Origin of the sequence: Pseudomonas sp. PS01298 (genome assembly GCF_029959745.1) — a bacterium.
Lineage (GTDB): Bacteria > Pseudomonadota > Gammaproteobacteria > Pseudomonadales > Pseudomonadaceae > Aquipseudomonas > Aquipseudomonas aylmerensis.
Genome location: NZ_JASCPP010000042.1, coordinates 38424 through 50942 on the forward strand (window position 1 = coordinate 38424; position 12519 = coordinate 50942).

Below are 12519 nucleotides of genomic sequence, written 5' to 3' on the forward strand. Positions count from 1 at the left end.
GCAAGGCGCGTTGTCGAGGTCCGCCACGGCGACCGGATGCGGTGCGTTGGCGTTGATTGAGTCAGTCATAGCGCAGTGTCCAGGGCAGCATCGGTGCGCACGCCGCGCCAGGCGTTGAAACGGTGGCGCGCGCGGTCGAGATAGAGGTAGACCACCGGGGTGGTGTAGAGGGTCAGGACCTGGCTGAACACCAGGCCGCCAATAATGGTCAGGCCCAGCGGGTGGCGCATTTCCGCGCCATCGCCGGTGCCAAGCAGCAACGGCAAGGCCCCGAGGATGGCCGCCAACGTGGTCATCAGGATCGGGCGCAAACGCAGCAGGCAGGCACTGCGAATCGACTCCAGCGGCCCCATGCCGTCGTTGCGTTCCAGTTGCAGGGCGAGGTCGATCATCAGGATCGCGTTCTTCTTCACCACACCGATCAGCAGGAACAGCCCCAGCAAGGAGATCAGGCTGAACTCGCCCCCGGTCAGGTAGATGGCGAGCATGGCGCCAACCCCGGCCGACGGCAGGGTCGAGAGGATCGTCAGCGGGTGGATGTAGCTTTCATACAGGATGCCCAACACCAGGTACACCGCCACCAGCGCGCCGAGGATCATGAACGGCTGGCCTTTCTGCGTGGCGGCGAAGGCATCGGCAGTACCGGCCATCTTGGCGATCACGTCTTCCGGCAGGCCGACCTTGGCAATCGCCCGCTCGATGGCGGCCGTGCCCTGCTCCACCGTGACGCCGGGCGACATGTCGAAGGCGATGTTTTCCGAGGCGAACTGGCCTTCGTGGCTGACGCGATCATCCGCCAGGCTGTTTTCATAATGGGCAATGGTCGACAACGGCACCCGTGCGCCCGTGGAGGTAATCACCTGCATCTGGTTGAGGGTGATCGGGTCCTGGGCGTATTTGGGGTTGACCTCCATCACCACCTGGTACTGGTTGAGGCTGTCATAGATGGTCGAGATCTGCCGCTGGCTGTAGGCGTTGTTGAGCACCGCCGTGACCATGTTCATATCGATGCCCAGGCGCTTGGCCTGGTCGCGGTCGACAATCAGCGTGACCTGGGCCGCGCCGCGCCCTTCGCGGGCGTCGATGGCGGTCAGCTCCGGCAGCTCGCGCAAGGCGGCGACCACTTTCGGGTACCACAGGCGCAACGCGGCCAGGTCACCACTTTGCAGGATGTAGGAATACTGCGCGCTGGTCTGGTCGCGGCTGCCGCCAAATTGCAGGTCCTGGTCGGCCATCAGGAACAGGCGCCCGCCCGGCACCAGCGGTACATCCTTGCGCAGGCGCTCGATCACCGCCTGGGCGGAAATCTTGCGCTCGCTGATCGGTTTGAGCCGCACCAGCATCACCGCGTTGTTGGTGCCGTTGTTGCCGCCGATAAAGCCGGCCACGCTGAGCACTGCCGGGTCCTTGAGTACGGCCTTGCGGAAGGTTTCCATCTTCGGCTGCATCACGCTGAACGACAACCCGTCATCACCGCGCACAAAACCGATCAACTGACCGGTGTCCTGCTGCGGCATAAAGGTTTTCGGCACCACCACGTACAGCGCCACGTTCACGCCGATGGTCAGCAACAGGCTGAGCAGGGTCAGGCGGCGGTGACGCAGCACCCAGTCGAGGCTGGTGGCGTAGCCGGCGACCATGCGGTCGTTGATCTTCTGGCTCCAGCGCTGCAGGCCGGTCATTTGCCCTTTCACGTGCGGCTTGAGCCAGCGCGCGCAGAGCATCGGCGTCAGGGTCAGCGAAACAATCAGCGACACAATGATCGCCGCCGACAAGGTGATGGAAAACTCGCGAAACAGGTTGGTGACAATGCCGCCCATGAACAGGATGGACAGGAACACCGCCACCAGCGACACGTTCATCGACAGCAAGGTGAAGCCCACTTCCTGGGCGCCCAGGTACGCCGCCTTCATCGGCGGCACGCCGTCGTCGATATGCCGGGAAATGTTCTCCAGCACCACGATGGCATCGTCGACCACCAGGCCGGTGGCGAGGATCAGCGCCATCAGCGAGAAGTTGTTCAACGAGAATCCGTACAGGTACATGATCGCGAACGTGCCCACCAGCGACACCGGCACCGCCAGGGTCGGGATCAGCGACGCACGGAAATTGCCGAGAAACAGGTAGACCACCAGGATCACCAGCCCCACCGCAATCAGCAAGGTCATCTCGGCTTCATGCAACGTGGCGGTGATCACCGGCGAGCGGTCCATGGCCAGGCTGAGCTTGACGCTGGATGGCAGCACCGCCTGCAACGCCGGCAGTTGCGCCTTGATCTGCCTGACGGTCTCGATGATGTTGGCGCCGGACTGGCGGTTGATCACCAGCAGCACCGCCGAGTCATTGTTGAAGAAACCACTGTTGTAGCGGTCTTCGACGCCGTCGCTGATCTTCGCCACGTCGCCCAGGCGCAGGGCTGCGCCGTTCTGGTAGCGAATCAGCAGCGGCTCATAGTCCTTGGCTTTTTCCAGCTGGTCGTTGGCCTGGATCTGCCAGTTGCGCTCGCTGTCTTCCAGGGAGCCCTTGGGCCGCCGCTGGTTGGCGTTGGCGATGGTGTTGCGCACGTCGTCCAGGGCCACGCCGTACTGGTCCAGAGCCTTGGGTTCCAGCTCGATGCGCACCGCCGGCAGGGAACTGCCGCCGATCTGCACTTCGCCCACGCCCGGCACCTGGGACAGGCTTTGCGAAAGGATGGTGGACGCCAGGTCGTACAACTGGCCCTTCTGCAACACGTCCGAGGTCAGCGACAGCACCATGATCGGTGCCTGGGACGGGTTGATCTTCTTGTAGGTGGGCATGCTGCGCATGCCGCTGGGCAGCAGGTTGCGCGAAGCATTGATTGCCGCCTGCACTTCTCGCGCCGCGCCGTTGATGTCGCGGTCGGAGTCAAATGCCAGGATCACCCGGGTGGAGCCCTGGCTCGACGAGCTGCTCATGGTGGTGATGCCGGCAATCGCGCCGAAGGAGCGCTCCAGCGGCGTGGCCACGGTGGACGCCATCACCTCGGGGCTGGCCCCCGGCAGGCTGGCCGACACCACGATCACCGGGAAGTCGATCTGCGGCAACGGCGACACCGGCAGCAGGTTGAAGCTCACGCCCCCCAGCAACATGATCGCCAGGCTCAGCAGCATGGTGGCTACCGGCCGGCGAATGAACGGTCCGGACAAATTCATGACTCAACCGGCTCCAGGCTTTGCGGCTCTTTGCGCCAGCGACGGCCCAGGCGATCGAAGTACAGGTAGATCACCGGCGTGGTGAACAGCGTCAATACCTGGCTCACCAGCAAACCGCCGACCATCACCAGGCCCAGGGGCTGACGCAGTTCGGCACCGGAACCGGTGGCCAGCATCAGCGGCACCGCACCAAACAGCGCGGCCAGGGTGGTCATCAGGATCGGCCGGAAACGCAACAGCGCCGCCTGGTAGATCGCGGTCTGCGGGTCGAGGCCCTGGTTGCGTTCGGCGTCGAGGGCGAAGTCGATCATCATGATCGCGTTCTTCTTCACGATACCGATCAGCAAAATGATGCCGATGATCGCGATCATGCCCAGGTCATTGCCGCTGAGCAGCAACGCCAGCAAGGCTCCCACCGCCGCCGACGGCAACGTGGACAGGATGGTGATCGGGTGAATGTAACTCTCGTAGAGCACGCCGAGCACGATGTACATGGTGACCACCGCCGCCAGGATCAGCAGCAAGGTACTCGACAACGACGCCTCGAACGCCTGCGCCGCGCCCTGGAACTGGGTCTGCACGCCCACCGGCATGCCGATGTCCTTCTGCGCCTGGTTGATCAGCTCCACGCCTTTGCCCAGCGCGACGCCGGGGGCCAGGTTGAACGACATCATCACCGCCGGGAACTGGCCGATATGCGCAATCGCCAGTTGCGCCTGGCGCTGCTCCACATGGGCCAGGCTGGACAGGCGCACCTGGCCGCCATCGGTGGTTTTCACGTGGATCTGGTTCAGCGCCGCAGGGCCGAGGGTTTCCCCGGACTGCGCCTGCAGCACCACGCGGTACTGGCTGGCCTGGGTATAGATGGTCGAAATCTGCCGCTGGCCGAAGGCGTCATACAGCGCGTCGGTAATGGTCGACACACTGACACCCAGGCGCGAGGCCGCATCACGGTCGATTACCAGGTACACCTGCAGGCCTTTGTCCTGCAGGTCGCTGGCCACGTCGGTGAGTTCCGGCATCTGGCTCAGGGCGTGCACCAGCTTGTCGCTCCACAGCGCCAGCAGGTCGGCGTCCGGCGAGGACATGCTGAACTGGTACTGCGTGCGGCTGACGCGGTCTTCAATGGTCAGGTCCTGCACCGGCTGCATGAACAGGCGGATGCCGACCATCTTGTCGATTTCCGGTTGCAGGCGGGTGATCACCTGGGCCGCGCTCAAGTCGCGCTGGCCATGGGGCTTGAGGTTGATCAGCAAGCGACCGCTGTTCAGCGTGGCGTTATCGCCATCCACGCCGATATACGACGACAGGCTTTCCACCGCCGGGTCGGCGAGGATGATCTTCGCCAGCTCCTGCTGGCGCTGGCTCATGGCCGCAAACGAAATCGACTGCGGGGCTTCGGAAATCCCCTGGATCACGCCAGTGTCCTGCACCGGGAAGAAGCCCTTGGGCACCACCAGATAGAGAACTACGGTGAGGCCCAGCGTGGCGATAGCCACCAGCAGGGTCAGCGGCTGGTGCTTGAGCACCCACTGCAACTTGCGCCCGTAGGCTTCGATCAGCCAGTCGATCCAGGCGCCGCTGGCCTTGTAGAAACGGCCCTGCTCCTCTTCCTTGGGTTCACGCTTGAGCAGGCGCGCGCACATCATTGGCGTGAGGGTCAGCGACACCACCAGGGAAATCAGGATCGCTACGGCCAGGGTGATGGCAAATTCGCGGAACAGCCGCCCCACCACATCGGCCATGAACAGCAGCGGGATCAGCACCGCGATCAGCGACAGGGTCAGGGAAATCAGGGTGAAGCCGATCTGCTTGGCGCCCTTGAGCGCAGCATTCAAGGGTGTCTCGCCCTCCTCGATATAGCGCGAGATGTTCTCCAGCATCACGATCGCATCGTCCACCACGAAGCCGGTGGCGATGGTCAGGGCCATCAGCGTCAGGTTGTTAATCGAAAAACCGGCCAGGTACATCACGCCGAAGGTACCCACCAGCGACAGCGGCACGGCAATGGACGGGATGATCGTGGCGCTGACCCGGCGCAGGAACAGGAACGTCACCATCACCACCAGGGCAATGGCGATGAGCAATTCGTGTTGCACATCGGTGACCGAGGCGCGGATGGTCTGGGTGCGGTCGGTCAGCACCGTCACATCGAGGCCGGCCGGCAGGTTGTCGGTGATGCTCGGCAGCAGCGCCTTGATGCGGTCGACCACCTCGATCACGTTGGCACCCGGCTGGCGCTGGATATTCAGCAGCACGGCCTGGTTTTCATTGGCCCAGGCGGCGAGGCGCTCGTTTTCCGCACCGTCGACAATTTCAGCCACGTCTTTAAGGCGCAGCGGCGCGCCATTGTTGTAGGCCAGGATCAGTTCGGCATATTGCTGCGGCGAGACCAACTGGTCGTTGGCATCCAGCATCGACACTCGCGTGGGGCCGTCGAAGTTGCCCTTGGGCTGGTTGACGTTGGAGGCGGCGATCAGGGTGCGCACGTCCGACAGGTTCAAGCCGTTGGCCGCCAGGGCCTCGGGGTTGACCTTGATGCGCACGGCCTGGCGCTGGCCGCCGGCGATGCTGACCATGCCGACGCCGCTGATCTGCGCGATTTTCTGCGCCATGCGCGTGTCGACCAGGTCGTTGAGCTTGGGCAGCAGCATGGTCTTGGAGGTGATCGCAAGCGTCAGCACCGGGGTATCCGCCGGGTTGACCTTGTTGTACACCGGCGGCGCCGGCAAATCCTTGGGCAGCAGGTTGGTGGCGGCGTTGATCGCGGCCTGCACCTGTTGCTCGGCGACATCCATATTGATGTCGAGGTTGAAGCGCAGGGTCAGCACCGACGCGCCGCCGGAGCTGGTGGACGCCATCTGGGTGAGACCGGGCATTTGCCCGAACTGGCGCTCCAGCGGCGCGGTCACCGCACTGGTCATCACATCGGGGCTAGCGCCGGGGTACAGGGTCATCACCCGGATGGTCGGGTAATCCACCTGGGGCAACGCCGATACCGGCAACAGGCGATACGCGATGATGCCGGCCAACACAATCGCCAGCATGCTCAGCGTGGTGGCGACCGGGCGGAGGATAAACAGCCGCGACAGGTTCATGAACCGACCTTTTGCGCCTTGCCGGCGGAGGCGCCGGTCTCCCCTTTAGCTGCCGGCTGGCCCTGCAGGTGTTCGGTGGGGGTGGTCGGTACTTCGCTGCTGTCGTTGACCACTTCGATTTCGCTGCCGTCCTTGAGGCGGTCGGTGCCTTCGAGCACCACACGGTCGCCGGCCTTCAGGCCTTCCTTGATCACCGTGTTGTCGCCGTCGGTATCGCCGACCACCAGGGGCTGGACCTTGACCTTCTTGTCACCGTCGAGCACGTAGACAAAGGTGCCGGTGTTGCCGAACTGGATCGCCGCCGACGGCGCCAGCACCACGTTGTGCAGGGTGTCGGCCAGCAGGTGCACATTGACGAACTGATTCGGGAACAGTGCCTGGTCCTTGTTATCGAACCGCGCCTTGAATTTCAGGGTACCGGTGGTGACATCGATCTGGTTGTCCAGGCTTTGCAGCACGCCGGTGGCCTGCTGCTTCACGTCGCCACGGTCCCAGGCTTCGACGGGCAGCTTGTTGCCGGCGTGGTAGCGGGCGAGCACGGTTTCCAGGGTGTTTTCCGGCAGGGTGAACGCCACGCTGATCGGCTGGGTCTGGGTGATGACCGCCAGAAACGTGGTGTCGTTGGCCGCGACCAGGTTACCGACGTCGACCTGGCGCAAGCCGACGCGGCCACTGATTGGCGCGCGGATCTTGGTGAATTCGAGGTTGAGCTTGGCGTCGTCCACCGCGCCCTGGTTGGTCTTGACCGTGCCCTGGTATTGCAGGACCAGCGCTTCGGCGGTGTCCAGGGTTTGCTTGGCGATACTGTCCTGGGCGTACAGGCCGCGATAACGCTCGACGTCGACCTGGGCGTTTTTCAGCTGGGCCTGGTTCTGCATCAGCGTGCCCTGGGCCTGGAGCAAGGCGTTCTGGTAGCTGCGCGGGTCGATCTCGGCCAGCAGGTCGCCCGCCTTGACCATCTGCCCTTCTTCAAAGGCGATCTTCACCAGCTCGCCGCCCACCCGGCTGCGCACATTGATGGTATTGAGCGCCGTCACCGTGCCCAAGGCCTTGTAGTACACCGGGAACTCCCCCAGCACCGCAGGCGCCACACGCACCGGGATCGGGCCGGTAGACCCGCCGAAGCCCGGGCGCATCATCCCCGACTTGCCGGCATGCCCAGCCGGTTTTTTCGCGTCGGCTTCCGTGTGGCTGCCGGGCCAGAATTTCCAGCACAGGCCGGCGATGACCAGCAGCACGAGCAGGCCGAACAGCCAGCGGCGGGAGTTGCGGGGGGAGGATTGCATGGAGTGATCAACCATTGGGCGCGAGAGCTTCTTCTTTGGGAGGCTGAAAGATAAGCACTGGAGCGCTTTAAGAAAAGCGCCTTTACCGGCTATTTACCTTGGGCTTACAACTTTTAACTTCTGACCTTAGTCCATTGCCTATTTCGCTAAGCGCCTGAACGACAAATAAAAACGGCCTGGACTAGGCCAGGCCGCAATCATGTAGCACGCGTGTTACTGCAAAACGACAGTAATGCGCCGAAACAGTTACTTCAAAACAGCCAGGGCGGCTTCGTAGTTGGGTTCCTGGCCAATTTCGCTGACCAGTTCGCTGTGCAGCACCTTGTCGTGTTCATCCAGCACCACCACGGCACGGGCGGTCAGGCCACGCAGTGCGCCTTCGGCGATGGAGACGCCGAAATCAACGGCGAAGCCCGGGTCGCGGAAGTCCGACAGGTTTTTCACGTTTTCCAGGCCTTCAGCGCCGCAGAAGCGCGCCTGGGCAAACGGCAGGTCGCTGGAGATGCACAGGACCACGGCGTTGTTCAGGTCATTGGCCTGGGCGTTGAACTTGCGAACCGAGGTCGCGCAGGTCGGGGTGTCGACGCTTGGGAAGATATTCAGCACTTTGCGCTTGCCGGCGAAGGTCGCCAGGGTTGCGTCCGACAGGTCGCCGGCGGTGAGGATGAAATCCGGAGCCTGGGAACCGACTTGCGGCAGCTCGCCTTCAACCTTGATTGGGTTGCCACGGTGGGTGACTTGAGCCATGAACAGAATCCTTATGCTGGGTTTTGGTTAAACGAATTCGAGAGGCCGAAGTTAACCACAAAGTACCGTGGCTACCTACCACCAGACGCAAATTGTCATGCCACCGGGTTGTGGTTTAATTGCGCGCTTTTGCCCTGCCCTTAAAGGAAGCCGTTGTTGATGAATCAGCCTGCCACCAAAGTCCTGGTCATTGGTTATGTCTGGCCGGAGCCGCGTTCTTCGGCGGCGGGCGGGCACATGATGCAGATCCTTGAGAGTTTTCTTACACAAGGTTGGGACATTACCTTCAGCAGTCCGGCGACCATCGGCGAACACAAGGCGGACCTGCCCGCCCTCGGCATCCGCGAATGCGCGATTGAACTGAATAACAGCAGTTTCGACGATTTTATCCGCAAACTGGCCCCGGACATCGTGCTGTTCGACCGTTTCATGATGGAAGAGCAGTTCGGCTGGCGCGTGGAAAAATGCTGCCCCGACGCCCTGCGCGTGCTCGAGACCTCCGACCTGCAAAGTCTGCGTGACGCGCGCCAGCAGCGCTTCAAGGCGCACCTCAAGGCCCATCCCGACACTGACGACTTCAGCGCCCTGTTCACCCCCGCGCTGCGGGAGGAATTCGAGTTGATGGCCGACACCGACCTGGCCAAGCGCGAAATCGCCGCGATTTATCGTTGTGACATCAGCCTGATGATCTCCGACGTCGAAATCCGCCTGCTCACCGAGCAGTTCAAGGTGCCCGCCGCCCTGCTCCACTGGTGCCCGCTGATGCTGCAGCCGCCGACCGCGGCGTTTGTGCCGTTTGAAGACCGCGCGCACTTCCTCAGCATCGGCAACTTCCGCCACGCGCCCAACTGGGATGCGGTGCTGTGGATGAAGAACAGCCTGTGGCCGCTGATCCGTCAGCAATTGCCCGGCGCCCAATTGCATATCTACGGCGCCTACACTCCGCCCAAGGCCACGGCCCTGCACAACCCGGCGCAAGGCTTCCACGTGATGAACTGGGCAGAAGACGCGCTGCAAGTGATGACCGCTGCACGCATCTGCCTCGCGCCGCTGCGCTTTGGTGCCGGTATCAAGGGCAAGCTGGCCGATGCGATGCTGTGTGGCACGCCGAATATCACCACGCCGATCGGCGCCGAAGCCATGGGCGACGAGCAGGCCTGGCCCGGCGTAATCGCCGAGGACGCGCAGGCATTCGCCGCTGCGGCGGTCAGCCTGTACCAGGACCGCGAACGCTGGACCCAGGCGCAGGAGCACGGCCGCCAGTTACTGGCCAGCCGCTATGACCAGGACCTGCACGGCCCGGCACTGGTGGCCTGCCTGGAACACTGCCGCAGCCACCTTGCCGCCCATCGCCGGGATAACTTCACCGGCAGCATGCTGCGCCATCACGCGCATAAAAGTACGCAGTACATGTCCCAGTGGATCGAGGCCAAAAACCGCCTCGCCTGAACACCGGTGCTGGCGAGGTCGCGCGCGAGGGGGCATTATCCCAGGCAGCAACCACAATAAAGCGACGGCAGCATGACCCGAGCAGCGCGAATCACCGACCCTTCCTACGAGCTGATGGACGATCACAACGGTCTGTCCATCATCTATCGCCAACACGGCTTCCCCTGCCCGCTGGTGCGCTGGCATTTCCACAAGGAATACGAGCTGCACCTGATCGTCGCCAGTTCGGGCAAAGTGTTTATCGGCGACTACATCGGCAATTTCTACCCCGAAAGCCTGTTTCTCACCGGCCCCAACCTGCCGCACAACTGGATCAGCCAGGTCGAGGAAGACGAAGTGGTGCCCAAGCGCGACATGCTGGTGAACTTCACCGATGAGCTGTTCGAGCACGGCAGCCATATCTTCGCCGAACTCAAGACGCTCACGCCGCTGCTGGAACGGGCGCAATACGGCATCGAATTTCGCTGCAAAAAGACCATCGCCCAGGCCATGACCCTGATGCAGCGCATCGAGGATGCCCAGGGCATGGCGCGCCTGGGGCACTTTTTCATTCTGTTGGAGGTGCTCAGCGCGTGTGAGGACTACCAGTTGCTGTCGGGGGTAAACACCGCCCACCTGGCTGACGAACACAGCGTGGACCGCACCAACCGCGCGGTGGACTACATCTTCGCCCACTACGCACGCGAGTTGCCGCTGGAGGAAGTCGCGGAATACCTGGGGATGAAGCCGACGTATTTTTCCCGGGTGTTCAAGCAGGCCACCGGCCGCACGTTTATCGAGTTTGTGAACCGGTTGCGCATCAGCAAGTCCTGCGAACTGCTGGCCGATGGCGACAAGGCGGTGACGGACGTGTGCTTTGAGTCGGGATTCAACAACATCTCCAACTTCAATCGGCGTTTCCAGCAATTGAAAGGCATGACCCCTTCCCACTATCGGCGCCTGGCGGTGCAGCGGCTCACCGAGCAGAACCTGGCCTGAACCGAGCGCTGCGCGGTCCCGTAGCAGCCGGCTTGCCCGCGAACGTCCCACAAACGCCGCGTTGATCCAGGTTTGCGCGTATTCGTCTACGAGCATCGCCAGCCTGCCGGGGGACACACTCGGCGAATCGTTTCAGCTGCTTTCAACGCGAGTGCAAAAAAGTATCAGTGCAAGTGCGCCCAAGGATTTGTCATAACCCCATTTGAAGGCTGTAATCAACGCACACTCTTCCTGGCTGTTCGTGGGAAGACACAACAACAATAACTGTCCTTCTGCAGCCCCTGGGCGCAGAAATGGAGTGCGCGATGAAGTTCACAGCAAAAACTCTGCTTGCCTGTTCTTGCATGACTGTATGCATGACCCTCAGCGCCGTCAGCTTTGGCGCGCAAACCCTGACCATTGCCACCGTCAACAACAGCGACATGATCCGCATGCAAAAGCTCTCGAAAACCTTCGAGACCGAGCATCCGGATATCAAGCTGAACTGGGTGGTGCTTGAAGAAAACGTGCTGCGCCAACGCCTGACCACTGACATCGCCACCCAAGGCGGGCAGTTCGACGTGTTGACCATCGGCATGTACGAAGCCGCACTCTGGGGCGCCAAGGGCTGGCTGGAACCGATGAAGGATCTGCCGGCTTCCTACGACCTCGATGATGTATTCCCTTCGGTGCGTGACGGTTTGTCCGTCAAGGGTTCGCTGTATGCCCTGCCGTTCTACGCCGAAAGCTCGATCACCTATTACCGCACCGATCTGTTCAAGGACGCCGGGCTGAGCATGCCCGAGCACCCGACCTGGACCCAGATCGGCGAATTCGCGGCCAAACTCACCGACAAGAGCAAAGAGCAATACGGCCTGTGCCTGCGCGGCAAAGCCGGTTGGGGCGAAAACATGGCGCTGATCACCACCCTGGCCAACGGCTACGGGGCGCGCTGGTTCGATGAGAAGTGGCAGCCGGAATTCACCGGCCCCGAATGGAAAGACGCGCTGAACTTCTACGTCGACAACATGAAGAAATCCGGCCCGCCGGGTGCCTCCAGCAATGGTTTCAACGAAAACCTTGCGCTGTTCAACAGCGGCAAGTGCGCAATCTGGGTCGACGCCAGCGTGGCCGGCTCGTTTGTCACCGACAAGACCCAAAGCAAAGTGGCTGACCATGTCGGCTTCACCTTTGCCCCGCACGAGAAGACCGACAAGGGCACCTCGTGGCTGTACTCCTGGTCACTGGCGATCCCGACCAGTTCCAAGGCCAAGGACGCCGCCAAGGTGTTCACCAGTTGGGCGACGTCCAAGGAATACAGCCAGTTGGTGGCCAAGACCGACGGCATCGCCAACGTACCGCCAGGTACGCGCAAATCGACCTACAGCGACGAGTACATGAAGGCCGCGCCGTTCGCCAAGGTGACCCTCGAATCGCTGAAAGTCGCCGACCCGACCAAACCGACCCTCAAGCCCGTGCCGTATATCGGGATCCAGTTGGTGACCATTCCTGAATTCCAGGCGATTGGTACCCAGGTCGGCAAGTTCTTCTCGGGTGCGCTGACCGGTCAGCAGACGGTGGATGCTGCATTGACCGCCGCGCAGACCACCACCGAGCGTGAAATGAAGCGGGCGGGTTATCCCAAATAAAGCCGGCACACCGCCGTAACTGCTTTATGTGAGAGCTGGCTTGCCTGCGATGCAGGCAAGCCAGCTCCCACCCTGACCGCGCTCCGATTCTCGTTCTGCATGTACCTGACTGGTCCTGACCCTATCAATACCACCACTGCCCAAGTGCAAACGACCACGC

The 12519-nt window shown here is 62.3% G+C and carries 7 protein-coding genes; 3 read left to right on the forward strand and 4 right to left on the reverse strand.

Annotated features, from left to right (window positions below; translation table 11 throughout):
- Nucleotides 1-65: 65 nt before the first annotated feature.
- The 4 genes from QMX97_RS16355 to tpx all read right to left on the reverse strand — a co-directional run bounded on the left by QMX97_RS16355 (nt 66) and on the right by tpx (nt 8304).
- A complete protein-coding gene (locus tag QMX97_RS16355) occupies nt 66-3173 on the reverse strand; it encodes an efflux RND transporter permease subunit (protein ID WP_065906633.1) in 3108 nt (1035 codons plus the stop codon).
- Nucleotides 3170-6271 (reverse strand): MdtB/MuxB family multidrug efflux RND transporter permease subunit, encoded by a 3102-nt coding sequence (locus QMX97_RS16360; RefSeq protein WP_065906631.1) that lies wholly within the window; start codon nt 6269-6271, stop codon nt 3170-3172. The genes QMX97_RS16355 and QMX97_RS16360 overlap by 4 nt, the downstream gene beginning before the upstream one ends.
- The gene (locus QMX97_RS16365; RefSeq protein ID WP_282397261.1) at nt 6268-7572 is read right to left on the reverse strand and encodes an MdtA/MuxA family multidrug efflux RND transporter periplasmic adaptor subunit; all 1305 of its coding nucleotides are present in this window, start codon (nt 7570-7572) and stop codon (nt 6268-6270) included. Before QMX97_RS16365 ends, QMX97_RS16360 begins: the two co-directional genes overlap by 4 nt.
- Before the next feature lie 231 nt (nt 7573-7803).
- Nucleotides 7804-8304 (reverse strand): thiol peroxidase, encoded by a 501-nt coding sequence (gene tpx / locus QMX97_RS16370; protein ID WP_120448412.1) that lies wholly within the window; start codon nt 8302-8304, stop codon nt 7804-7806.
- A gap of 159 nt (nt 8305-8463) precedes the next feature.
- Here tpx and QMX97_RS16375 point away from each other — a divergent pair, with 159 nt between their 5' ends.
- The 3 genes from QMX97_RS16375 to QMX97_RS16385 all read left to right on the forward strand — a co-directional run bounded on the left by QMX97_RS16375 (nt 8464) and on the right by QMX97_RS16385 (nt 12359).
- A complete protein-coding gene (locus QMX97_RS16375) occupies nt 8464-9753 on the forward strand; it encodes a glycosyltransferase (RefSeq protein WP_282397262.1) in 1290 nt (429 codons plus the stop codon).
- 72 nt (nt 9754-9825) lie between these two features.
- A complete protein-coding gene (locus QMX97_RS16380; protein WP_065906623.1) occupies nt 9826-10731 on the forward strand; it encodes an AraC family transcriptional regulator in 906 nt (301 codons plus the stop codon).
- A 305-nt stretch (nt 10732-11036) separates the two neighbouring features.
- Nucleotides 11037-12359 carry a sugar ABC transporter substrate-binding protein gene (locus tag QMX97_RS16385; protein ID WP_065906621.1) on the forward strand — a complete coding sequence of 441 codons (1323 nt, stop codon included), beginning with the start codon at nt 11037-11039 and terminating at the stop codon, nt 12357-12359.
- Nucleotides 12360-12519: the final 160 nt, after the last annotated feature.